The 21,699-nt window shown below is 60.1% G+C and carries 24 protein-coding genes; 4 read left to right on the forward strand and 20 right to left on the reverse strand.

Annotated elements, in window-relative coordinates; genetic code table 11:
* A complete protein-coding gene (locus HF327_RS12710) occupies nucleotides 1–3,948 on the reverse strand; it encodes a tape measure protein (protein ID WP_198460519.1) in 3,948 nt (1,315 codons plus the stop codon).
* A gap of 23 nt (nucleotides 3,949–3,971) precedes the next feature.
* Between HF327_RS12710 and HF327_RS12715 the strand changes: the two genes are divergently transcribed.
* Nucleotides 3,972–4,154 carry a hypothetical protein gene (locus HF327_RS12715; protein WP_198460520.1) on the forward strand — a complete coding sequence of 61 codons (183 nt, stop codon included), beginning with the start codon at nucleotides 3,972–3,974 and terminating at the stop codon, nucleotides 4,152–4,154.
* On the opposite strand, the gene HF327_RS12720 is transcribed toward HF327_RS12715, so the two are convergent.
* The 17 genes from HF327_RS12720 to HF327_RS12800 all read right to left on the reverse strand — a co-directional run bounded on the left by HF327_RS12720 (nucleotide 4,155) and on the right by HF327_RS12800 (nucleotide 18,897).
* Nucleotides 4,155–4,946, reverse strand: coding sequence for a phage tail tube protein (locus HF327_RS12720; RefSeq protein ID WP_198460521.1), 792 nt, complete (start codon nucleotides 4,944–4,946; stop codon nucleotides 4,155–4,157).
* Nucleotides 4,947–5,017: 71 nt separating this feature from the next.
* Nucleotides 5,018–5,476, reverse strand: a complete 459-nt coding sequence (locus HF327_RS12725; protein ID WP_198460522.1) for a hypothetical protein — start codon at nucleotides 5,474–5,476, stop codon at nucleotides 5,018–5,020.
* Nucleotides 5,473–5,808: a hypothetical protein gene (locus HF327_RS12730; protein WP_198460523.1), complete on the reverse strand. Its 336-nt coding sequence runs from the start codon at nucleotides 5,806–5,808 to the stop codon at nucleotides 5,473–5,475. Before HF327_RS12730 ends, HF327_RS12725 begins: the two co-directional genes overlap by 4 nt.
* Nucleotides 5,808–6,254 (reverse strand): hypothetical protein, encoded by a 447-nt coding sequence (locus HF327_RS12735; RefSeq protein WP_198460524.1) that lies wholly within the window; start codon nucleotides 6,252–6,254, stop codon nucleotides 5,808–5,810. The genes HF327_RS12730 and HF327_RS12735 overlap by 1 nt, the downstream gene beginning before the upstream one ends.
* Nucleotides 6,255–6,257: 3 nt before the next feature.
* Nucleotides 6,258–7,202 (reverse strand): major capsid protein, encoded by a 945-nt coding sequence (locus HF327_RS12740; protein WP_198460525.1) that lies wholly within the window; start codon nucleotides 7,200–7,202, stop codon nucleotides 6,258–6,260.
* A gap of 37 nt (nucleotides 7,203–7,239) precedes the next feature.
* A complete protein-coding gene (locus tag HF327_RS12745; protein WP_198460526.1) occupies nucleotides 7,240–7,596 on the reverse strand; it encodes a capsid cement protein in 357 nt (118 codons plus the stop codon).
* A gap of 30 nt (nucleotides 7,597–7,626) precedes the next feature.
* Complete coding sequence (locus HF327_RS12750) at nucleotides 7,627–8,982, reverse strand: S49 family peptidase (protein ID WP_198460527.1); 1,356 nt, start codon at nucleotides 8,980–8,982, stop codon at nucleotides 7,627–7,629.
* The gene (locus HF327_RS12755) at nucleotides 8,979–9,272 is read right to left on the reverse strand and encodes a hypothetical protein (RefSeq protein WP_198460528.1); all 294 of its coding nucleotides are present in this window, start codon (nucleotides 9,270–9,272) and stop codon (nucleotides 8,979–8,981) included. The genes HF327_RS12750 and HF327_RS12755 overlap by 4 nt, the downstream gene beginning before the upstream one ends.
* Complete coding sequence (locus HF327_RS12760; protein ID WP_198460529.1) at nucleotides 9,269–10,879, reverse strand: phage portal protein; 1,611 nt, start codon at nucleotides 10,877–10,879, stop codon at nucleotides 9,269–9,271. Before HF327_RS12760 ends, HF327_RS12755 begins: the two co-directional genes overlap by 4 nt.
* A gap of 1 nt (nucleotide 10,880) precedes the next feature.
* On the reverse strand, nucleotides 10,881–11,120 hold the full coding sequence (locus HF327_RS12765) for a hypothetical protein (RefSeq protein ID WP_198460530.1): 240 nt from the start codon (nucleotides 11,118–11,120) through the stop codon (nucleotides 10,881–10,883).
* Complete coding sequence (locus HF327_RS12770) at nucleotides 11,120–11,869, reverse strand: hypothetical protein (protein ID WP_198460531.1); 750 nt, start codon at nucleotides 11,867–11,869, stop codon at nucleotides 11,120–11,122. The genes HF327_RS12765 and HF327_RS12770 overlap by 1 nt, the downstream gene beginning before the upstream one ends.
* 157 nt (nucleotides 11,870–12,026) lie before the next feature.
* Nucleotides 12,027–12,542 carry a hypothetical protein gene (locus HF327_RS12775; protein ID WP_198460532.1) on the reverse strand — a complete coding sequence of 172 codons (516 nt, stop codon included), beginning with the start codon at nucleotides 12,540–12,542 and terminating at the stop codon, nucleotides 12,027–12,029.
* Nucleotides 12,542–14,740 carry a terminase gpA endonuclease subunit gene (locus HF327_RS12780; RefSeq protein WP_198460533.1) on the reverse strand — a complete coding sequence of 733 codons (2,199 nt, stop codon included), beginning with the start codon at nucleotides 14,738–14,740 and terminating at the stop codon, nucleotides 12,542–12,544. The genes HF327_RS12775 and HF327_RS12780 overlap by 1 nt, the downstream gene beginning before the upstream one ends.
* Complete coding sequence (locus HF327_RS12785; RefSeq protein ID WP_198460534.1) at nucleotides 14,737–15,312, reverse strand: hypothetical protein; 576 nt, start codon at nucleotides 15,310–15,312, stop codon at nucleotides 14,737–14,739. The genes HF327_RS12780 and HF327_RS12785 overlap by 4 nt, the downstream gene beginning before the upstream one ends.
* A gap of 456 nt (nucleotides 15,313–15,768) precedes the next feature.
* The gene (locus HF327_RS12790; RefSeq protein ID WP_198460535.1) at nucleotides 15,769–17,436 is read right to left on the reverse strand and encodes a primase-helicase family protein; all 1,668 of its coding nucleotides are present in this window, start codon (nucleotides 17,434–17,436) and stop codon (nucleotides 15,769–15,771) included.
* Nucleotides 17,429–18,499 carry a hypothetical protein gene (locus HF327_RS12795; protein WP_198460536.1) on the reverse strand — a complete coding sequence of 357 codons (1,071 nt, stop codon included), beginning with the start codon at nucleotides 18,497–18,499 and terminating at the stop codon, nucleotides 17,429–17,431. The genes HF327_RS12790 and HF327_RS12795 overlap by 8 nt, the downstream gene beginning before the upstream one ends.
* Nucleotides 18,499–18,897 (reverse strand): hypothetical protein, encoded by a 399-nt coding sequence (locus tag HF327_RS12800; protein ID WP_198460537.1) that lies wholly within the window; start codon nucleotides 18,895–18,897, stop codon nucleotides 18,499–18,501. Before HF327_RS12800 ends, HF327_RS12795 begins: the two co-directional genes overlap by 1 nt.
* 376 nt (nucleotides 18,898–19,273) lie before the next feature.
* On the opposite strand from HF327_RS12800, the gene HF327_RS12805 reads away from it, so the two are divergent.
* Nucleotides 19,274–19,501, forward strand: coding sequence for a hypothetical protein (locus HF327_RS12805; RefSeq protein WP_198460538.1), 228 nt, complete (start codon nucleotides 19,274–19,276; stop codon nucleotides 19,499–19,501).
* Between the two features lie 241 nt (nucleotides 19,502–19,742).
* Here HF327_RS12805 and HF327_RS12810 read toward each other — a convergent pair whose 3' ends face one another.
* Nucleotides 19,743–20,195: a hypothetical protein gene (locus tag HF327_RS12810; protein WP_198460539.1), complete on the reverse strand. Its 453-nt coding sequence runs from the start codon at nucleotides 20,193–20,195 to the stop codon at nucleotides 19,743–19,745.
* Nucleotides 20,188–20,451, reverse strand: a complete 264-nt coding sequence (locus tag HF327_RS12815; protein ID WP_198460540.1) for a transcriptional regulator — start codon at nucleotides 20,449–20,451, stop codon at nucleotides 20,188–20,190. Before HF327_RS12815 ends, HF327_RS12810 begins: the two co-directional genes overlap by 8 nt.
* 88 nt (nucleotides 20,452–20,539) lie before the next feature.
* Here HF327_RS12815 and HF327_RS12820 point away from each other — a divergent pair, with 88 nt between their 5' ends.
* Complete coding sequence (locus HF327_RS12820) at nucleotides 20,540–21,007, forward strand: hypothetical protein (RefSeq protein WP_198460541.1); 468 nt, start codon at nucleotides 20,540–20,542, stop codon at nucleotides 21,005–21,007.
* 78 nt (nucleotides 21,008–21,085) lie between these two features.
* On the forward strand, nucleotides 21,086–21,679 hold the full coding sequence (locus HF327_RS12825) for a hypothetical protein (protein ID WP_198460542.1): 594 nt from the start codon (nucleotides 21,086–21,088) through the stop codon (nucleotides 21,677–21,679).
* The last annotated feature ends 20 nt before the right edge of the window (nucleotides 21,680–21,699 follow it).

Consider the following 21,699-nt stretch of genomic DNA (forward strand, 5'->3'; position numbering starts at 1 on the left):
TCAGTTGCCGGTCTGGCTCCGTTGTTGCTCCATGATCCGCACCCACTCGCGGCCCATGGCCTCCAGCGAGTTTTGGCCGGTCTGATTGGTCGGCACCGGATTGGCCGGCGCGCTGCCGAAGTACAGATTGACGATGCGATCGATCTGCTGCCCTCCGCTGGAGCCGCCAGATGCACCACCGTTAGAACCGCCACCAGACCCTGTACCGCCACCTGCACCGCCAGTACCACCCGTGCCGCCTCCAGATCCACCGCCGCTGGGCTGACTGGATTCGGCTTTCTTGCGCGCCTTTTCCATGGCCTCGCGCTGCTCGACCTGGCGCATCTCTGCATCAAACTCAAACTTGGTCATGTCGTGCATGTAATTGCCGAGCTGACCACCGCTTTTCACAGAAAACGGGTTGTCCTTGGCGTACTGCTGCTGCCAGGCCGCCCACCAGGCCTCGCCCTCTTCCCTGCTGCTGAATGAGGGCACAGCATCAACGGGATTGGTCTTGCCCCGGTTCATGTACTTCGAGCCTTCCAGCTCCGCATTCCAGTTGTCCTGGCGCTGCTGGAAAGCGGCAGCCAGCATCTGCCCGTCCTGCACGAGCTTCTGGACCTTCTCTGAAACTCGCTCAGCCTCGATGCCCATGGATTGCAACGCCGAGACAGCCTGCTCTTTCATGCCCGCAAAGCCGCGCCCGACGTTGTGGGTGCTGCCGTTCAAGTCATCCAGGGCACGCTTGGAGTCGTTCACGCTCACCAGCGTGGCTTTGCCAGCCTGGTCGACCTCCACACGCCAGCCACGCACGGTGGCTTGCGATTTGACCCACTCGGGTGCCACGCCTTTATTCGCGGCGATCGCGTCGTCGGCAGCCTTCTTGAACGCATCGCCCAGCTCGCGGGCGCTGGCCGTACCGCTGCCGGCAACGATGTCAAAGGCCTCCTTGGACTTGGCAGCGACGTCCTTGAAGGATTGATCGGTCTTCACGCCCAGCTGAGCCAGGGCTTCCTTGAGGCTGTTGATACCCGGCTTGGCTTTGTCTGCCGCGTCCTTGAGCGCATCGATCTTGGTCTTGGCCTGGTCCAGCAGGCCATCAGCCACACGCTCACCCAGCTTGCCGCGCAGCTCCTCGATCCGGTGCGTGACCTCTTCCACGGCCTGTTGACTGTCCGCAGTGTCGAGCGCCTTGACAAAGCTGGCCTCCAGCACGCGTCCCGTGTCGACGCCCTGGTCCTTGAGCCTGCCCAGGCCATTGATGACGACATCGAGGTCGTTGAGGACCGAGCGCGACGCCGTGGTCATGCGCCCTTGCAGATCCGTGAAATCTAGGCCCGTGCGGCGCACAGCCTCACGCAGGGTCTGATCCATCATCTGGGCGACGCGCTCAGTCTCGCGGCCCGCTGCGGCCATCGCGCCCTCCAGGCGATCCTGCATCGCCTTGATAACCTCGGGAGACGCACCCTTGCTGATAGCCTCCTCGATCTGCACACGCAGCTTGCTCGCCTCCTGCCCAGCACTGGCAAAGGCCTGACGCGCAAGGATCTCGAACTTGGCGAGGTCCTTACCGTCCAGAGCCTGCGCCCATGCCGTCTGCAGCTCGCTGGCCGAGAGCTTGCCGTCAGCGGCCAGCTTGTCGAGTACTGCCGTAGCCGAACGGATGCCCGCCGCATTGGACAGATCAAAATCCTTGCCGATCTTGGCAATGGCATCAGCAGCGCTGTCGCCGCTTTGACGCAGCTGGTCAAACTTGGAGGCCAAGCCCCTAGATTCCTTACCCAGGTCAAATTGACGGCTGCGCGCCTCCTCCATCAAGGCATTGTTTCTGCGGACACTTTCGGCGCGCACCTTGGCAGCCTCATCGGCCACACGCATCTGGCGCTCTGCCTCCTCGATCGCCTTGCCGTAGCCCATCCACTTGGCAGCCTGCTCGCCCAAGGCACTGCCCAAACCCAGGATCTCGGGCGTAAGCGCGGCGACCGCAATGCCCCAAGGCCCCATTAGCGCCGAAGCACCGCGCCAGACAATGCCTGCCTTGGCAGCCTGAGCCGCATTGGCTGCGACCGCCGCGGTGTTGGCCGTAGTGGCGGCAGTGGCTACCCCCTGTGCAGCACCGGCAGCACGGGTGAACGCACCGATATCGCCCCAGGCCTTGGCGTTGGCTGCGCGGGCTACCGTGTTGGCCGTGGTCGCAGCTGTGTTGCTGGCCTGAGCCACCGTGTTCTGGGCACTGGCAGCCGTGTTGGCCTGCTGAGCGACCGTATTACGCGCAGCTGCAGCAGTATTGACTTCCAGCTCTTTTGTGGCCGCCAGGGTGCTGGTCGCCCAGCGCGCGAAGTCGGCCACCAGGCCGGAAATCTTGATGGCTGCCCAGGCCTTGCCTGCCGCCGTCAGAGTGCCGACGACCAGATCCAGATTCTGGGCCAGGGCGTTGATCACCTTGGCGGCGCTTTCCGTGCTCAGCAGCCCTTTGTTGGACTCACCCACATAGACCGTCCACTGGGTGGTGAGGTTCTGCAGCGCACGGCCAACCGTGGGGCGCAGGCTCTCAAACTCGCGCGCCACGACCTGAGATTGGTTCTCCAGGGCACGCATGACGGTTTCCGCTGTGAGAAAGCCTTCGCCGGCCAGCTTGCGCAGCTCGCCCGTTGTGACTCCCAGTCCATTGGCTAGGGCCTGCGCCAGGCGCGGAGCCTGCTCCATGACGGAGTTGAATTCTTCGCCGCGCAGCACACCAGACTGCAGGCCCTGTATCAGCTGCGTCAGCGCCGCCTGAGACGAGGCCGCTGAAGCGCCCGACAACTGCGTGGCCTGGTTGATGGTGGCAGCCAGGCCGAGGGCGCGCTCCTGCGCCTGGACAGCGGCCATGCCGCCCTCTTCCGAGGCTTTCTTCAGACGAGCAAACAGATTGCCCGTTTCCTCCAGCCCTGTATTGGTCTTGAGGGCTACGGTCTGCACACCGGCCAGACCCTTTTCAAACTGTGCGCCGGCACCGGTAGCCAGGCGGACGCGATCCTCCAGATTCGTATAGGCGTCGGCAGTGTTCGCCAGGCCTTTGATCATTCCACCAAAGTAGCTGCCGGCGAGAGCCGCTGTGGCGATGTTCTGGACGCGCTGCAGCTGCACGCTGATCGAGGTCATGCCCTCGCGCAGCGTGCGCTGGTTCTGCGCCTGGACTTGCGTGGACGCGGTCGAGGCATTGGCCGCCTGCTGGTACGCGGGCACCAGGGCCACGATCTCGGCGCGGGCCTGGGCGACAGCCGCCTGCAGAGATTTTTCCTGCTGGGCCAGGCTACTGGTGCTCATGCCCATGCCTTCGAGCGCACTGCGGGTCTGCTGCAGCGCCATGTTCTTGCGGCCCAGCTCGGCAGACAGCCTGGCCGATGCGCCGATGGCTGTTTCGTATTCCTTGCGCAGCGCAGCTTCGGCATTCACGCCCTGGCGTGCAGCTCGGGCGGCGCTGTCCTGAGCGCTCTGCTGGGTCTTCAGTTCCTTGGTGGCCGCAGCGATGCCCGTTTTGAGGCCGTCCACCGTGTTGCGGTATTCCTCGGTGCGCTTGCCTGTAGAGGTGGTTTCATCGCGCAGGCTGCGCAGCGCGGTCTTTTTCAACACCAGGGCCTGCTGGGCAGAAAGCACCGACTGGCTGGCCGTCGCTTCAGCCACGCCCAGTGCCTTGGCCTTGGTCGAAGAGTCTTCCAGCTCGCGGCCCAGTCGATCCACGACCGACACAGAGGCGTCGAGCTGGCGCGTCAGGCTCTGTGTTTCGACCCGCAACTCGCCAAAGCCGCGCAGCGCCCGCTGCTTGGAACCCAGCGCATCGAGCGCGGCGGCAGCGTCAGCAGCCCCTTGCTTGAGGTCGCCTTCGAGCACATCCCCGACGTTGCGCATGGCCTTTGCAAGATCATCGGCGTCAGCAGCCCCCTTGACTGCAGCCTCAATGTCATATTTGATCTTGGGGTCAGCCATTTAATGCCTCAGGAGATGGAGAAATGAACGGATTGCTTTGGTGTGTAGTCTTGGTGTGCGTCGGCTTACCGCTGGCCCTGCTGGGCCTGCTGCTGGAGTCCGATCGCATGATGGCCCTGGGGGCCGGGGCCATCGCCACCGTGGTGGTTGGATGGCCCGCACTGCTACTCATGGGCTTGGTACAGACGCCTGTACGCAAGCGCTGATCAGGCAGAAACGCCGGGGAAGCGGATCTCGTAGCCCTCGGTCATGCCCTTGGGGGTGACGATCTTGCCGGTCAAGGTAATGGCGCTGAAGTCACTGCCCAGGAAGTCAAAACCGTTGTTGGAGCCCAGCACGCATTCATGGACATCGGCCTCCACGACCTCGCCATTGACCATGTTCTTGCCGTCAAATCGGGCTCGGCAACGCACCTGAGTCACGCGACCGCCCAGGATCTTCTTGCCGTCGACCGCGCCCCACTTGGCTTCGATCTTGACCTTGGCACCCTTTGCGACGCCCCCCTCGACGGCCAGAAAGCGAAACTCGCCGCGCAAGTAGTTCACCTCGTAGTGCGCGCCCAGCACCAAGGTCTCGGTGCCCGCTTCATTTTTCACGACCAGGTCTGCTTCACCAAAGAGATTGCGCTTACCAAAAGGCAGCCAGATGTCAAGATCTGTGACCGTGAAGTCAACACCGTCAGCTGTTGTCGCGCCTGTCGGCTGAGCGAGTTTTTCCACAATGCCCTGGAACTGCATAGCCAGAGCCTTGGTGTCGCCCGCCGACAGCTCAATCGTGATTTCCGTGGGCTTAGCCAGAATGACCGAGGCGCGGGCCTGACCGTAGTCCAGATGGGAGCGGGACTCGGAAGTCTTCTCTTCAAAGTTGGGCTTGATCTCGAACTTATCGGAATCGAGAGCATCGCCAAAACCGTCATATTTCTGGGTGACGGTATTCCAGAGATCCAGATTCACTAGGCCTGCGCCCAGAATGGCGCGTGCGGTAGAGGCTTGAGACATTTGCGTGTCCTTTCAACAAAAAGCCCGCCGGTGCTTGCACGGGCGGGCGAATAGCTAACAAAAGCCCGAGATCAACTCGGGTCGCGGTACTCGATCGAAAACGCGCCTAGCACCAAGGAGCCACCGACATCGATGTTCTCCAGCCGGTACCGGACTTCACCCTCCAGCAAACCTTTGCCATCGAGACGAACGCCTGCAGCCGTGATCAGCTTCATGCAGTCATTACGCAAAATGCGCTTAACCAGGCGGTAGTCGCCATGCGCTTGTAAGCGGGCACTCTCAGTGCGGGCAATCACGCCCACGCTGAAGTGATAGATGCGCTGCTGCACCTGACCGGGATCGTCCAGAGGCACGTCCCGCTGCTCTTCCAGGAACACAAGACGCTCACCATCCGCCAAGGCACTTGCACGCTCGGGGTTGTCCAGGACCGAGACCCCAGCCAGGCCAGAATCTGCTCTCAGTGCATCGATCAAGATCCGGCCCAGCTCAAAGGGCACGCCGTTGGGACACTTGTCTGCAGCATTGCTCATGACCGAGTACTCCCAAGCAGCACCACCAGCTCAGCGCCATCGTTGACGCGCTCCGGCACGTCAAGCACCCGGAGCTTGCCCCCTTCGGCCAGACCGAGCTGGGGAGCAGCCTCCAGCAGTTGCACGACATCGTCGGCACGAAGATCCACCAGGCCAGGGCACTGGAGGGTGCGCGATGTCGCCGTCGCATGGCCCTCCAGCGCCTCCCTGTCGGTCATACCCACAATGCCCTGGAACTGGAGGTCTTCCACGCCAGGACGAACGCGCTTGAGCTGCAGCGCGAAGTCCGGGCCATAGAAGACGGCCTGCATGTCGTGTTCGAGGTCCAGCATCAGACCAGCGGAGCCGTTTTGCCCTTGCCGGCCTTGCCATCGGCAGCAGAAGCAGAATCAGCCAGCGCTTTCTCAGCGGTTTCAGCACGGGCCGAGGCTCCGACCAGCGCCTTCTCCGCAGCCTCGGCGCGTGCCTTGGCTTCGGCCTGAGCACGTGCTTCCGTTTCTTCACGGGCACGAACTTCAGCATCGAGCTGGTTTTGCAGCTCAAGCAGCGCGGATTGAGCTGCCTCGACCCGCGCTTCTGCCTGCTCGCGGGCGCGGATCTCAGCCTGCAGGCGCTCATCGGGTTGGACACTGGCCTGCAGATCGCCACTCGCTGAAGACTGCGGCACCACCGCGTCGCCCAGATCCTTGGCATCCTGCTCCGACAACTCCACCACGGAGTCGACGGGTAAGCGCTTGCCATCAAGGCGCACGATTTCAACGGTCTTGTACTTGGGCATGGCTTACTTCTTTCCAGCGTTCTGAATCAGGTAGCCCGCAGTGGCCCCCACCAGCGCAGGCTGGTAGGCATCACTCACCGGATAGATCCACGAGTTGGCATTGCGGTCCATATAGGGGGCTTCAACCATGGGGCGGTCCTTGAGCTGGTAGGTGTAGCCATAGTTGGGCGAGCCACGCTGCTGCATGGCGGCCGGTGTCGTGAACGCCAAAATCGCGTCGTCACCCCACATATCCACAAAACCCAGCTTGTCGTCGTAGTAAGTGGCCTCACCTTCAACGATGCGCTCAATCTCAAGCAGGCGCTGCAGCTGCTCCAGCGTGGCTGGCACGCGGTCTGCCGCAATGCTGACGCGGTCCATCACCTTGGGGTGATTGCGCAAGGCCAGCAATGCGGTGGGGCCCAGCACCAGAGAGTTGGGCTTTTTACCCGTGCTCTTGCGGATGGCCTCGCGGCCTTCATTGATCTGGTCAAAGGGATTGCTGGTGCTTGCCGTCCAGAAGTCGGACCCCGACAACGCTTCCTTATGCTGCGCATCGTAATTGGCCGCATTGCGCGCCAGATCCGCAGCGATTTTTTCGCGCTCATTGGCCATGACGTCCTGAACCGTATTGACGGCATGGCTACCCAAGTCGATACCCGGTACAACCTGGGCTTCTTCTTCGGTTTCTACTGGCACCAGACCTTCAAGGCGATGATCCACCAGGCCATAGTTACCAGAAGCATACCCAAACTGGACGCGCTTGGTGTTGGTACCAGGGGCACGGGCCGAATTCACCAGCCGGAAGCTATCTGGCCCAAAGGACAAAATCTTGCCGGATCGAGAGTCCACACTGACGCGCGGAAACAGGACATCGGCAATCTTGGCATTGGGCGAGCCATAGCCACGCGCAACCGAAGTGAGGATGAGATCGATGACGGCGGCTTCGCCTGGAGTCATTTGAGGCATATTGTTTCTCCTAAAGTTGGACAGCGCTGGCCTGAAGTCAGGCGGCTACCTGGGCGGTAGGGATCAGCAGCACTTCGATCCGGTCACCCGAGGCGGTGGCCGCACCCATGGCGCGACCGACACCGACCTTGCCGGCGGTCAGCGGCACGACACGACCCTCGGCATCTGCCATCAGTGGTTGATCGAGTGCCACGACAGCACCGGCTTCGACGATTGAGGTGCCCTGCACGTCCACAGGCACCAGGTCGCCCTTGGTGGCTGCATTGGTACGGGTGACACCAAACGCTGCGCCACCGGCTGCCGGATAAACACCCAGCTGGGTGACCAGGCGCTCTGCCACCAATGGGCCGCCGGCGGCCACGGTGAGCGCCAGAATGGAATAGCTCGATTGCATGTTGATGCTCCTTTGAAATCGTTTCGGCGCTTAGCGGGCGTAGCCCAGCTCCTTGTAGGCAGCAACCAAGGTTCCGCCGTTTTCCTTGACGTAGGCCTGAGCCTCTGCCACCTGTTGGGCTTGCGTCTTGCCCTTGTCGGCGGGCGCAGTACTGGGCTTTTGCGCAGGCGGCGCATCCGCTTGGTGACCGGCCACAGCCGCAGCGCGCGCAGACTTTTCTGCCGTCAGCACGGCCATGCCGGCCTGCTCAGCCGAGGTTTTTCCGTCAAAGGCCAGGCCTGCCAGCAGCTCGCCGTGACCGGGCAAGCCTTCACCCACAGCCAGAACTGCCTGGATGCGCTCACGCTCTTGCGTGGCACCCAAGGTCAGGAACTCAGCGCTGATCTGCGCGAACAAAGGCGCGTGGTCTTGTTCCAAAGACGCACGCGTGATGGGGGTTGCATTGGGATCACCCATGGTTTTCACCTCACGTTTAGGGGTTGTGTCTTTGGGCGCAGCACCGGCGCTTGGGGACGGTTTTCCCAGCGCAAACACCGCTTTGCGGCGCTCGGCAAACTGGGAAGGATTTGCAGCCATGCGCGCGACCAGGTCGTCCAAGGTGGAAACACCGTCCACCAGGCCCGCATTCATCGCGTTCTGACCACGGAAAACACGGCCATCGGCCATGTGATCGAGTACCTGCTCGCTGGTAGCGCCGCGAAAGCGCGCCACGTCATCAACGAACAAGGTGTAGACATAGTCCACATCGGCCTGCACCTCGGCGCGGGCTTCCTTGGACAAAGGCTCTGACGCATTCACCATGCGCTTGTATTTGCCAGCGGCCACAGACTCCTGGCGTTTGCTGGAGCCGGGCTCATAGCTGCGATCCATCACCACGCCGATGGAGCCGATGGTCACCACGTTGGAGCTGATGTAGACGCCGTTGGCCGCGCTGGCCGCCCAATAACCGGCACTCAGGATTTGTTCGTCCGAGAACGCCACAAGTGGCTTCTGCGCAGCGGCTTCAAAGATGGTCTGGGCCAACTCCGGCACGCCGAGGACGTTGCCACCCGGCGAATTCAGCACCAGGACCATACCCTTGACGCGCTGGTCAACCATGGCGCTTTCGATCTGGCGAGCTGCCACCTGGGTGCTGATGCCGCCTGAAACGCGGGCAAACAAATTGGCCTTGGGGGCCATCACGCCAGACAGCTGCAGTACCGCTACGCCGTCCGGGTTGACCTCGTATTCCTGCTGCTCATTGGAAAGCGGTCGCCCCAGACGGGCCTCTACCCCAGCCAGGTCGATCTTGTCGCCGCGCAGATGGGTCTCGTAGATGGCCTGAATCTCGCTAAGCATGGCGGGCTCAAGCGCCCACGCGCCCTGGATTAAATCGCGCAGGTTCATGGTGCTGCCTGTGAAGTGGTGGTGCCGCTGCTGCGGCTAATGAAATTAAAAGTACGCTGAAGCTCTTTGACATCGGCGCGGATATCAGAGAGGGTGTCCTTGAGCCGACCGTCCTGGTCGCGCACATGCGTGGAGTTGGCGACGATCTGTGACTCAATCAGCGTGACGCGCTTGTCCAGCGTGCTATAGGCCGAAAAGCCCGCGATCATGAAACCGACAAAGGTCAAAACATGACCCAGGTTGATGGTGGGATCGAAGGCAACGCGGCGGCGCTGCATGATGTCGCTCATGTCTGAGGCTCCTCGGGTGGTTTTTTCTGCTGCGGTGCGGGTGCGCCGGCCTTCGGCACAGGTAGGATTCCATCGGCACGCATTCGGTCCTGTTCGGACTTCTTCTGCGGATAGGTGTCTTCCCAGCTCGACCCCCACAGCTCCCACTCCGCACGCTCGTGGGTCATGAGGCGGGCCTCGATCGCCACCACATAAGCAGCCACTTCATCCTTGGGATTGATAGAGCCCATCGAATCACCAGGCCAGGCGGCACGGGTATAGGCCCAGCGCATCAGTGGATCAGCAAAGAAACCGGGGGCCTCGATACGTCCAAGAGAGACAGCCTCAGCCATCCAAGTTTCAAAAACCGGCTGGCAAAAAGACTGCGACAGCCAGTAGCGCACACTGCGGAAGTAGACCCAGGCATCGAGCAGCGCAGCCTTGCTGGCCGAGTAACTGGCATTGAACTGCTTGACCAGCAACTCGTAAGGCAGGCTTAGTGCCATGCCCATCTGTTTGATGACCGCCAGGATGAAGGGCTCGAAGTTGGGATTGGGCCGAGATGGGTTGAAAGTGTTTGCTTTCTCGCCTGGTGCAAGCCCGACCACAGTACCCATGCCCAGGCCGATCTCGCCGGACGCTTCTTCCTGAGCCGTTTCACCCTGAAACACCCCAGAGGGCGTGGCATTAGGCGTCTCAATAAATACGGTCAGGTAAGACGTGACGACTGCGGCCATGATCTCCGCCTCTGTGTAGCGCGCGATCTGTTTGATGCAATCAATGATGGGAGCCAGGTAGGGCGTACCGCGTACCGAGCCAGGGCGCAGCTTGCGAAAGTGATGCAGCACGCGGCGTCTGCGAGAGCGAGCGCCCAGGCGTTCCACCCACTGTCCTTTAAATGCTCCACCTTTGATGCCCGCGAGTGAGCCAGGGTGCTGGTCGTAGATGTGATAAGCCTCAGGAGCACCACTGGCATTCAGCCGTATGCCACCGGCCATGGCGGGCGTGTCCATAGCTCCTAGAGGGTTGCCAACGCGGTCAGCCTCAAGAACCTGGATACGCAGCGCATAGGGCTGGGTGGCGGTTCGCTCCCCATCAGGCAGATTGCTGAAGCAGTCGCCTGATTCCAGCGTGCTGCGCAGCACAAGCGCCTGCAACTGGTAAAAGTTGAGGGAGCCTTCGAGGTCGCAGTCGGTGCTATCTGCCCAAAGGCTGAATTCCTGATGCGCCTTGGCGCGCCAAGCCAAAGCTCGCTCAGGCGTCCACCCCAGCACAGCCAGCGCAGGCTGGGCAACCAGGGCAAGGCCGGTGCCGACAACGCGATCAATATTGGTGTTGATTGCCCCCACTGCTATCGGCGATGTGCGGGCCAGCTCGCGCGAAGCACCACGCTGCAACGGCAGCTTGCTCATCGTGTCAGCACGGGCGTCGCGCGGGAACGGGTTCCACCAGCGGCTCGAGCGAGAGACAGTCTCGTTGCTGTCACCTGCCCCCATGGCCTTGAGGCCTTCGCCTGCAGCCAAGTTGACCTGCTCAGATAGTGCGATCTGGACTCTGCTCTTAGCGCGTTGCGCGGCCCAGCCTGGTGCAACGCTTGCGATGGCGCGATCAAGGATAGTCTGTTGCATATCAGAACGGGCGCAAACGGATGATGCGGCGACCGCGCGGCGAACTAGCAGCCTGCAGTTGACCAATCTTTTGTTGGCACTCGCGGATGCCGTTCTGTACCTGCTCCAGCTCGGCCCGGCGATTACGGCGGGCAGCCGAACCTTGGCCAATCTGGTATTCCTGCGAGTCCAGAATGCGTTTTTCGGCTGCCAGATAGCTGGTCAGGCGGCCTTTCCAGTTTTGGAGTTCTTCGGCGCTCATTACCAGCGTCCTTTCGATTTCATGGAGGCTACGGCCTTGGCAAACTCAGCCGGGAACTGCTTGCGCGCCACGCCCTGCACTACACCTGAGAAGTCCAGGCGGGGGCGGTAGGTGGGAACCGCGTTGGTGAACACGAACAAGGGGCGCAGCCGCTTTCCCTCGCGCCGCCAGATGCCGTCTGGGCGATTGCCACCCTGAGGCTTGCCGACAAACAGCTGATTGGCGAGCTGGCGACCCTTGGCAAGACGCTGGCCGCTGCGGCTGCGTGTGGCGCTGACCGCTTTGAGGTTCTTCAACGCCTTGAGGATGGTGCGAATGTCTGCCCCCTTGACGTTGCCGTTGGCATCCAGCGATGTCGCTGCACCAGGCACCACAAACTGCCCTTCACTCAGTACGCCGGCGTAGCGCAGCGCGTTCTCCATGCGCTTGGAGCCACGTTGACCACCCTCTACCTCAGGCTGCAGATAGCGTTCCTGCGCGTTGCCGCTGGTCATGGCCTTGGTCTTGACCAGAACGCGGGCACTGAGCTTGTTCTTGGTGGCAGGCTCAATGCGCAGCGCATTCAGGGTGTAGCTAGTCGGATTGTCGAAGGCCTTGCGCATGGCCTGGGGAAGATCGTCCGTCTGTGCCTGCTTGGCGCAGCGCGTCAGCGCAGTGGCCGTCGCATAAGGAATCAGGCGCGCGGGCACCCCTCGCACTTGGTCTGCCATGTCTGCGAGAGACTGGCCCGTGCGTGAGATGTTGAGCATCTGGATCTTCCAAGAAAAAGCCCCCGGCTCCTTTCGGAGTGCGGGGGCTCAGCCTGTTTTGCAGGCGGCTGCGGAGCTTGTTTCGTCTCAGGCGGAATTTTTAGACCTACCTGAATTAACACGAATTTTGGGGCAAAGTGTCTTATCAAGTCGAGGACTAAAGTGTCTTATCTGGAGCTGACAATTTAGCGCTTGACATCTCTGCCGCCTTTTGAAGATTGACAGCAAGTACGTTTTTCGCAGCCGCGTGCACCCGCTTGCGAAAGTCACTAAGCACCAGGTAGAAGTGGCTGCGGCTGATTTTGAGTGCCGCCGCCGCAGTCTTGATGGGTGCGACACGATGCACATAGTAGAGGTCGAATACACGCTTATCCAGCGCATCCGGTTGACTGGAATAAGCGATGTGAAACGCTGCCAGCTCTGCACTGCAGAACGCGTCCGGGCCGTCCGTCTTGAGCGCTCGAGTCCGAGACCCGCTGAGCTGACCAAGTATGGAGCCCATATTCGACGGCGGCGCGTAGAAGCGGCGCGTTGACTTCCAGGCGACCCATCGCTCGCAAAGGTTATCGAGATCCTGCTGCTCTTGGGTTGCTTCTGGATCTGGGTCGTGGTTCTGCGGCGCAGCGGCTGCCAGGCGCAGAGCAACAGGGTCATAAAGGTTGTTATCTGTCACTAGCGTATCCCTCTCGAAAGTATGCGACGCCCCACAAAAGGGCGGTTGATGGCTGTTGCCACGGGCACCGGGGCCTGTGGCGCTGGAGCTGGAGCAACGGGGGCTGGAGCGGCTGGCTCGCTGGCCGGGGGTTGCATCGGCGGGGGTACAGACGCCTGTACGGTCTGCGCCGTAGGTTCAGGCTCTGGAGTGGGTATTCGTTCAGGCTGCACAGGCGCAGCGGGCGCGATGTCGACCACCGGCGCGGGCTCTGGTGCCGGGGCAAGAACGGGTGCCGGTACGGAATCGAAGACGGGTGCAGGCTGCGGAGCAACGGCAAACAGATCAAGATTGGGAGGGATCAGCTTGTCACGCAAACGCTTCCAGTCCAATGCAGACCACTTCTGTAGACCGAGCTGGTGCGCCAAAGCCAGGTTGTAGACGGAAACGTCCCAGGCCTCGTTACGCGCGCCGTTGGGCTTGACCCATTCGCGCACTGGACGTCCCTTGCGCCACTTGGTATGGGGTTGCTCCACGACCATCATGTCGAACCACTCGGGGGGTAGATCTAGCTGGAAGTGCATTGCACCACCCCCTTCAGTGAGCTGCATGCGGTTGCTGAGCCAATCTTTGGCGACGTCGGTGCCCACAGTCCACAGCTCCACACCGCCCTTGACTTTCTCTCCACCCCAGTCAATGTCCACCTTGCTGGGTGCGCTACCCATGATGGGGCGATTGGGGCGGCTAGAGCCATGGAGTACCACGCAATTCAGAGCCTTGCGCGCCTGGCCGTAGTTGTAAACGTCTTGAGTGTTGGCACCGCCAGAGTCAATACCGTAGGCACTCAACATGATCAGCCTGCCGCTGGCGTGCAGCAAGGGTGTCCGTCGGATCGTGTCCAGGCGATGCCAAACGCTGCCAGGAACGTCTGCACTTTCAGTGGGTGAACCATTGAGGACGATGTAATCGATCACCCAGTGCTCCATTCCAGGCCCCCACGCCTCAATTTGCACCTCCAGACGATTGGGCTGGGTATCGACAGCCATGGTCGCCACCAGTGCCGCATCGGGCAGCACGCGCATGGGGTAATCTTCGGCACGACGGCGCAACTGTTCGGCGGTGGTGGTCGACTCGCTATTCTTGTAGCTCAAGCCCAGACGTGTGTTGTAGAACACCTGCATGGCTTCGTGATCACCACGCTTCAACCGGTCACGCGCACGGGCCAACTGACGGGCCAGAGACAGCCAGGTAATGGCACCAATGGGCATGTAGAAGGCAGACAGTGTGAAGCTGACAGTTTCTCCATCCCCCTTTGCAGTTGCCACCCAGCGAGCCAAGCCGCCTGCAGCCTCATCAGGCAGCATGGTGACCTTGTGCCGCTCATCAATGTCAGTGCCACACTCTGGGCAGACAAACCAAGCACGATCCATGAAGCCGGTCTCTTCATCCCGCGCATAGCGAAAGTGTTCCATCTCCAGCGAGTGCAAATGTCCGCAGTCGTCATGCGGGCATGGAACAAAGTACTTTTCCTTGGTTCCCATCTCATAGAGGGTGTCGATCTTGGAAAAGCCTTCAATGCCTGGGCTGGATGTGTACAGAAACTTGCAATCGTTGGCGTATTGCGTGGCGCGGGCCTCGGCCAGCTCGACAGGGTCGCCTTCGCCGTCGACGTCGAGATCCAGGCGATCGATCTCGTCTATGTAGATATAGGGCGCGGAGACTTCTGCCAAGTTGGCCGCAGAGCCTGCGGTATTCATGTAAAGCGTTGCATCACCCAGAAAATCCTTTGCCTGGGTGGTGTTGCGTGAATCGCGGCTCTTGGCTGCTGCAACACGTTCGCGCAGCTCCGGCACGCTGCGGATCATCGTGGATACGCGCGCTGAAAAGCGCTTGACGAGGGTGTCTGTAGGCTCCAGCGCAAGGATATTGCGCGGCCTACGATGCATCAGCGAACCAATCCAATTGAGGGCCGTCTGAGTCTTGAACATCTGGGAGGCCACCTTAGCCACCACGCGCTTTGCAGGATGATTGGGAGACAGCACTTGATGCACACGCCTGGCCGGATAGCTGCGATCAAATCGGAATGGACCAGGCTGCGGGCCACTCTTGGGCAAGACCATGTACTGCTCTGCCCATTCGTCACAACGCAGCTCAGGATCAGGGCGCGAAGCCTCAATTGCGGCCTCCAGCATGAGCGAGTAACCGTCTGCAAGATTCATTTAGCCTCCAGGGTCATGGGCAGTAGCGCCTGCAGTCGCTTCTCCGCGATCTCAAAGGCCTTGCGCAGCTCTTCGCGGAATACGTGCTCAATCTCGCGGGTGTCAGCTAGGCCGATGACGCGCGGAGCAGCGCGCTGGGGCGCATTCATGACGTCATCACGCAATGCACGAAAGGCGTCGAAGGTGCCGCGACGGGCGGCACTTTTTTCGACCAATAGGCCTGCATCCTTGGCGTTTTCACGCTCCTCGCGCTCCACCGCAGCCATTTCACGGCGCACGCGCAGAGCCTGGTAGTCATCTTTGGCGGTAGAGGCCGAATCCGGGGCCTGTGACGCATTATTTGCAGCCTGGGGCGCATCGCCCATTCCTTCCACCTGCTCGCTTGCTGGACGGCCCGCATCAGCCCGAGCGCGGGTGTTCTGAGCCCATTGGATATCGGCCACTGCAGGGTCGATCTTTCCATCGATCAAGGTAATGCGGCCTTCTTTCACCGCCTTCGCCACTGCGGACTTGGCGACACCACGGCGGCGGGCGTATTCCGCTTGAGAGATGAGATTGATTCGACCGTTCACTTTGCCTCCCAGCGTTCACCAGTTCGTTCACTTTTCCCCAGACCGTCGACTAGCGTCCGCGCGGGGGCCGAATTACCCTCATGAATCCAAGCGCCAGGAGTACCTACAAGGGGGGAAGACAAGGCCGTTGCCACGGAGCCGGCTGTCATAGCCGTCGCAAGCTGGGTTCGTTTCATCTCTCTTTTCCTTTTCTTTTTTAATAAATAAACAAAGTGGTTACAGCGTTACGGGCGCGCGTAACCACCCAACCCGCACCACGCCTAGCTTGTTACGACGTTACGACGTTACGCATACATCGCTCCCGCACACATGCCCATGTGTGTGCGCATCTGCGCACGCCTGCACATACATACGCGCAGTGGTCGTAACGGCGTAACCTCGTAACAAACCGCGCCAATGCTGGGTTTGCGAGTTACGGCTAGCTGTAACGCTGTAACGCTTCATCGAGTCCATGCCTTATTCATTCCCTTCTGCTGCTGCAGAGTCAGGGGCCGGGGAGCCAGTCCCGTAGCCCAGGTACTTGCGCACCTCGACCTCAAACGATTCAACGGCCTTCGTGGCCCACGCGCCCTCGGTCATCTTGCTATCGCCCTCACCAAAGTTAGGCTCGGTCACCAGCAGCATGCGATGGGACTTTCTTGCAAACCCAGGCTGCGCCACGTTCATGACCTTGATCCGGGCGGGTGAGTTCATCGTGTCTGAGAAGCGCGTGAGCGTGCTTGAGAACTTTGTCTCGTTGTCTGGGAACCTCTCCCCTGTGCGCTGGCACCACTTGAGATAAGCCCTGTAGGCCTGAGCGCGTGAGCAGGCGCGATACGGCAGGTCCAGCTCACCATCAGACCATTCAGCCCAGAATCGCTCAGGACTCTTGCGATTGAGTCCGATTAGATTGCCCTTGGCCTCGGTCATGGGCGGCTTGGTGTAAGGGCTGAATCCGTCCAAGGGATAAGTCAGCAAGTACTCATAGAAGGCCTCAACCCCGCCGTTGTCCCGCCACTCGCCCAGGTCGATGTAGTACTGATCTTCCTTAGCCTTGGGCGTGTACACGACCAGGTAGCGTCGGTCCGTGTTATCGAGGGCCAGAGGCTGCGTTTCATTCGAGAGAAACACGATATTCATGTGGTTCTTCTCTTCGCGCCGGATCTGGTGCTTAGAGTTGATCTGCACCGTGGGCGACGTGATCAGCGCCTTCAGCCGGTTCTTGTTGTGCACCAGCTCGGAGCGGCTCATGATTTCATCGCCCACCACAAACTGCTTGCAGCTGCGCCAATCGTTGAACTTGTCTTCCAGCTCATCCTGGCCAACGATGCTGGCGTACTTACCGTAGATCTGCACCACCGTCTCAAACAGAAAGTTCTTGCCGGCACCTTCGTCGCCATGCATTACCACGGACGACCGCATCTTGGCCCCAGGGTGCTGCAGCGGGTACGCCAGCCAGCGAATCAGCCACTCCATCACCACGCTGGTCTCAGCCTCATCCGGCGTGGCCCGACTCACCAGAAAGCTGATCAGATCCAGCATCGGGTTGACGTTGCCCTTCTTCGGCACCATCGCCATGCCCTCATACATGTTGATGACCTGATCGGTGTCGCACTTCATCGTCGGGTCGAACACCAGCTCGTCAGCGCGAATCGTGCGGCGCTTCTCGCTGGACTTCCACATCGCCACCAACTGGCTGCCATGGGCATGTCCCATGTTGCTGATCTTCATGATCATGCGCTCGGAGTCATCCCAGACCGTGTCTGTGCCATAGAGCAGAGCAAAGTTTTCAACCAGATGGTTGAACTTGCCCCAGTCAATGGTCTTTTCCTTCTTACGGCCCTGTACGGGCTTGTCAGCGCCATCCGCAGCGGACACCTCTGCCCCCCCGTCCCCTTTCTTAAGCGCAGTAGCGCTCTTCTTCGGGGGGGCGGGTGGCGGGGGTGAGCCGGCCTCCGGCGGCACACGCACTCCCGCATGAAAGTCAACGTGCACAACTGAGCCAGCTGCAGATTCGCCCGCAGCAGAAGACCCATCCAGCGACGCATTCGCGTCGGGGGCAGGCAACGCCTGCGACTCTGCGGTCGCAGGCGGCGGTGGCGCGAACGCTCCGCCATCATTCAACTCTGTATCGTTATCAGCCATGGTGCTTGGTTATTTCCTGAATCACGCCCATCAGCTGGTCGCTCACCGCGCCCAGCCCCTCCAGGACATGCAGGTCGTTAAAGTCCGTGTCCTTGGGACCACGGTTCGTGGGATTGAAAATAGGCCAGACGAAATCGCAGCGCTCCGTCTTGCGGGCCACGGCCTTTGCAGCCGTGCGACCGGGGTTATTCAGCTGGCCTGTGCGCTTGTCACGCGTGCGGTAATCGTCGTCAGCCAGGATCAGCATGCGGACATCGGGATACAGCTCGCGCAGCAGCGGCACCACATGGGCCAGGTTGCCGGCATCCATGGCCACGAAAACGGGCCAGGCGTAGGCCGTGGCGCGGCGGGCCGTGCCGCCCGTGGCATAGCCCTCCACCACCAGCATCAACGCCGTGTCGGCATTGACCTCACCCAGGCGAATGCAGCAGCCCGGCTTGTCAAACTGGCGCAGGTAAATCTTGGAGCCGTCAGGCTTGATGAACTGCACGCCCCGCATCGCCTCGGCGCGCGGCATGTCGTAGCGCATCAGCGGCAGCACCAGCGTGCCGGCGGGCAGCGTCCACACCGTGTCATCCTCGCCCTTGCGCTGGGCAGGCCAGCGCAGCGTCAGGCTCTGATCGAGCATGCGGCAGGTCTCACCGATGACCTGCTTGCGTTCCAGGTATAGCGTGGTCTGTGTGGGCACAGCCTTGCGCCATATCGTCAGGGCATCTGCACTGGCGTTCGCAATTTCTTTGGCGCGCTCGATCGCAGCAGCCGCTTTTGCGGCCTCACGCTCTGCCACCATGCGGTCGCGTTCGGCCTGGCTCAGTTCTGCCCAGTCCTGCTCCACCTTGCACCAGGCACCACCGTTGCGGTAGGTGCCAAAGGTGCCCGTCACCCATTTCTTGCTGGTATTTCTGGGCTGGAACAAGTACAGCTTGTACCAATCCTTGCCGCCCTTGCCGCATGTCACCCGCTTGCCGCTGTCAATCTTGTAGGGCAGTTGAGCTAAATCTTTATCGCGCAGCTCGATCCCAAAGACCGCCATCTGGTCCAGCACCTTCTGGTAGTTCTCCATCAGACCGACCCATCCTTCAGATTGGCCTGCTGCAGACGCTGCGCCTGCACCAGCAGACCCTGCAGCTGCGGGACCAGCACGCCGATCCTGTCCGCTATCACAGCAGCCTCAGACACCGGCGCAATTGGCACTGGTGCCTGGTAGCCAGCCTGACGCATCCACCAGGTCGCAAAGCCATGAAAGCCCGCCTCACGCGACATCCGCATCAGCATCAGCACCTGTGACGGCATCAGGCGCTCGGCACGGGCAGGGTTCAAGGCATCCATCAAATAGCGCGCAGCAGCGTCCACCGACTTATCAGGAAACATCTGCGGCCCCACCTTTTTAGGCCCACCCGCATGGCGCACCGCCTCACGCGCGGCGTCCAGTTCATCCTCGTAATCCAGGCCGATATCCATCGTCTAGCCCTCTTGTAAGTGAGCGCCGACAGGTTCCGACGGGTTCCGAATTTGTCGGAACACCCACGAAATGCCCGCAAACGCAAGCTGCAAGCCGAACACGACGCAAAAAGGCATAGCAAAACCTTGATTTGCGTCACGAAAAATGGGACACGAAATTCGTGCTCTATAGGCAAAGGGTTCCGACGCGTTCCGAAAAAATCGGAACGTGTCGGAATGACTTTCCGTTGCAGTGGGGCAAAACTGCGACCCATGCACACCAACCCGAGTGATCCACGCAAAAAAACCGCCACCAGGCACAGCTGCCTGGTGACGGACAATGCCCTCGGAGGCACTACGCCCCGAGGTACCCACGAAATCAAAACAGGAGGAACCCTTGAGCAACGAAACCCAAATTCCAATGAACGCCGAATCAATGAACGCCATCGTCAACGCCCTCGGCGCGCTTGTGTTCGCAACCGTGCGACAACTGCCAGAAGACAAGCAAACAGCTTTTGCCAACGATCTGGCGCGCCTAGCCAAACTGGAAGAGAAGCGCGGCGATCTGGCGACCGAGACCCTGCTACTCGACCTGCACAGAGCGGCAACGGCTGCGGCCAGCTGATTGCCGGAGCGGCAACAACAAACCGCTTGGACTCACGCCAGCCGCTGTACCGAGCCTCAAAGTCGTCAGCGAACGCAGAAAAAGTCACATCCATCACAAACCTCACAGGAGACAAAATTGGTGAAATTGATACCCAGCAACACAAGGGTCCAATGGGCTGCCCACCCGGCAGACCAAGGTCGAATTACTTACATCGATGGGCTTTGGGACGGCTCAACCCTGCCAGAGGAAAACGAGGTCATCACCCGGCCATTCCTCGTCGACCCCGTCTCCAAAGCTCCAGTACCTGTGAGAGTTGTTCAGCTGATAGAGTTTTTTCAGCAAGACCCGCCAGTGATCGCTGTTGTGGTAGCGCGAGAGCAGTAAGGTCCAGCACCAGCGGCTGCAACTCGTCAGACAGAAACACCAGCTCCACGCCGTTCACAACGACAATCTGCTGCGCCTTCACCGGCATTGCTGCAGACCACAGCAATGCCGCAAGGCCAGCCATGGAAGCACGGCGCGTAACGCAGCCCTTTACTGTCTCAGGCGCAATGCGCTGCCTCAGCGCTCGCGCACTGGCCTTCAGCCCCTTGCGTGAAAGCAACGGCCCGCCCACTACAAACTTCTTGCTTTGCCGCCACTCAGTAAACGCGTCGATAGCGCCTGCTTGCACTGCGCTGGGCATGGGTGTTGGCTTTTGGGATTTAGACATTGGTGGTCTCCGTGGTTGTGATTGCTTGCTTGGCCTGAAGCTCGGGCCAAATTTCCGTCCAGTCATCTGGGCGAAGATCCTTACGCGTAACTGCACCAGCCGAGTGCGCTTCGGCCAGTGCGCAAACCTTTTCGCGCAGCAACCCACCCAAAGAACAAACCTTGCGCATGTACCCGACAGTAGTGCCACATCGCCCAGCGAAATCGGCCTGCTCTTGCTTGGTCAATCCGTTAAGGTAAATGGTGAGTTGCTTCATAGGCCTGCATATTACCATTTAGTAATTCAAAGTAAATACTTTTTGGTGTTTTACTTAACGGTAATGCCTCATGAGAATCGGTGTCGTTATGAGTGATACCGAAGACCCAGTCGTCGCAAACCGACGCCGCAGGCTCAAGCTCTGGATCGACACGAACTGTGACGGGTCCCAGAAGCTTTTCATCGCCTCCACCAACGATGGCGAAAGGCAAATTAATCAAGGTGAACTATCAGGACTACTACGGAGCAAATCCTTTGGGGAAAAGCGCGCTCGTGCTCTTGAACGGCAGTCTCGGATGCCTATCGGGTACTTGGATGCCAACGAGATAAGCTCTTTCGCCCACTTACCCCAGATCACCCCTGAGAAAGAATCAGTCAAGTCAGGTAATTGGCCATTTAAAAAAGTCACACCTGAACGACTTACAGCGCTCCGGCGCAACCTAGGCGAGCAGAAATTCACCGACGCACTCAATGACATGGAGGAAATGCTTGAGTCAACCATCATCAAGTGGGAGCGCCGCGTGGAGACAAACATTGATAAAAGTGCCGCAGCTTAAAGCTGCACGCATTTACCAATTTCCGTCTCACCCACGGACGCTGGGCGGCATAAAACCATAAGAATTGAAGAGGGAAAAGTGAATCAGCGATATCGCAATGAAGGTGGGCGCAGCCTTGTCGCAGTTGTACTGATTGCGCTTGTTCTTGCCATGGGCATAGCCATTTTTGTCAAAGAACGAAGTCGCAGTGCCGAGCGTGACGCCAGACAAAGCGGACTCGTATCACAACGAGCTGAAGAAGAGGCCAAAGCAAAGCGGGCCGAAGAAGAGCGACAGGCCTTGGAAAAACAGGCTGCGCTTGCTGCTGCCAAGCGCCCTGACCCGCTGGCAACCTCGCTGAAATCTGTTGATGACACTTACGCACGCTGGCAAGACGCCCGCAATGTTGCTGGAAGTACTAGTCGCATGGCCCTTTCTGGGCCGCTGGCTACTCTGCAAGCGATAAGGCGTGACGCAAAAGAACTGACTGTTCCGCCCTGCTTAGAACATGGCAAGACTGAACTGATATCTGGCATGGATTTCACGATCGACGGCATCCTTGTCTTCATGCAGAACCCCGCGAAACTTGGTGACGTTCTCGCTCAAGAGAAGTTCGAGTCTGCAAGCAAACACTATGAAGCTTTCCAGATGGACCGCGCCATGTGTCCTAAACCTATTGATGCAGGAACGTAGCTGCGAACAAATAAATTACC

Source organism: Comamonas suwonensis (genome assembly GCF_012844455.2).
Taxonomy (GTDB): Bacteria; Pseudomonadota; Gammaproteobacteria; order Burkholderiales; family Burkholderiaceae_C; genus Comamonas; species Comamonas suwonensis.

Excerpts from the sequence above, each read along its gene's own strand:
- HF327_RS12765 (WP_198460530.1), bottom strand. The coding sequence starts at position 11,120 with ATGAGCGCCGAAGAACTCCAAAACTGGAAAGGCCGCCTGACCAGCTAT.
- HF327_RS12815 (WP_198460540.1), bottom strand. The coding sequence starts at position 20,451 with ATGAAGCAACTCACCATTTACCTTAACGGATTGACCAAGCAAGAGCAG.
- HF327_RS12790 (WP_198460535.1), bottom strand. The coding sequence starts at position 17,436 with ATGGCTGATAACGATACAGAGTTGAATGATGGCGGAGCGTTCGCGCCA.
- HF327_RS12740 (WP_198460525.1), bottom strand. The coding sequence starts at position 7,202 with ATGCCTCAAATGACTCCAGGCGAAGCCGCCGTCATCGATCTCATCCTC.
- HF327_RS12725 (WP_198460522.1), bottom strand. The coding sequence starts at position 5,476 with ATGAGCAATGCTGCAGACAAGTGTCCCAACGGCGTGCCCTTTGAGCTG.
- HF327_RS12755 (WP_198460528.1), bottom strand. The coding sequence starts at position 9,272 with ATGAGCGACATCATGCAGCGCCGCCGCGTTGCCTTCGATCCCACCATC.
- HF327_RS12715 (WP_198460520.1), top strand. The coding sequence starts at position 3,972 with ATGAACGGATTGCTTTGGTGTGTAGTCTTGGTGTGCGTCGGCTTACCG.
- HF327_RS12780 (WP_198460533.1), bottom strand. The coding sequence starts at position 14,740 with ATGAATCTTGCAGACGGTTACTCGCTCATGCTGGAGGCCGCAATTGAG.
- HF327_RS12800 (WP_198460537.1), bottom strand. The coding sequence starts at position 18,897 with ATGGATATCGGCCTGGATTACGAGGATGAACTGGACGCCGCGCGTGAG.
- HF327_RS12810 (WP_198460539.1), bottom strand. The coding sequence starts at position 20,195 with ATGTCTAAATCCCAAAAGCCAACACCCATGCCCAGCGCAGTGCAAGCA.
- HF327_RS12720 (WP_198460521.1), bottom strand. The coding sequence starts at position 4,946 with ATGTCTCAAGCCTCTACCGCACGCGCCATTCTGGGCGCAGGCCTAGTG.
- HF327_RS12795 (WP_198460536.1), bottom strand. The coding sequence starts at position 18,499 with ATGGAGAACTACCAGAAGGTGCTGGACCAGATGGCGGTCTTTGGGATC.
- HF327_RS12745 (WP_198460526.1), bottom strand. The coding sequence starts at position 7,596 with ATGCAATCGAGCTATTCCATTCTGGCGCTCACCGTGGCCGCCGGCGGC.
- HF327_RS12710 (WP_198460519.1), bottom strand. The coding sequence starts at position 3,948 with ATGGCTGACCCCAAGATCAAATATGACATTGAGGCTGCAGTCAAGGGG.
- HF327_RS12770 (WP_198460531.1), bottom strand. The coding sequence starts at position 11,869 with ATGCTCAACATCTCACGCACGGGCCAGTCTCTCGCAGACATGGCAGAC.
- HF327_RS12730 (WP_198460523.1), bottom strand. The coding sequence starts at position 5,808 with ATGCTGGACCTCGAACACGACATGCAGGCCGTCTTCTATGGCCCGGAC.
- HF327_RS12750 (WP_198460527.1), bottom strand. The coding sequence starts at position 8,982 with ATGAACCTGCGCGATTTAATCCAGGGCGCGTGGGCGCTTGAGCCCGCC.
- HF327_RS12760 (WP_198460529.1), bottom strand. The coding sequence starts at position 10,879 with ATGCAACAGACTATCCTTGATCGCGCCATCGCAAGCGTTGCACCAGGC.
- HF327_RS12820 (WP_198460541.1), top strand. The coding sequence starts at position 20,540 with ATGAGTGATACCGAAGACCCAGTCGTCGCAAACCGACGCCGCAGGCTC.
- HF327_RS12735 (WP_198460524.1), bottom strand. The coding sequence starts at position 6,254 with ATGCCCAAGTACAAGACCGTTGAAATCGTGCGCCTTGATGGCAAGCGC.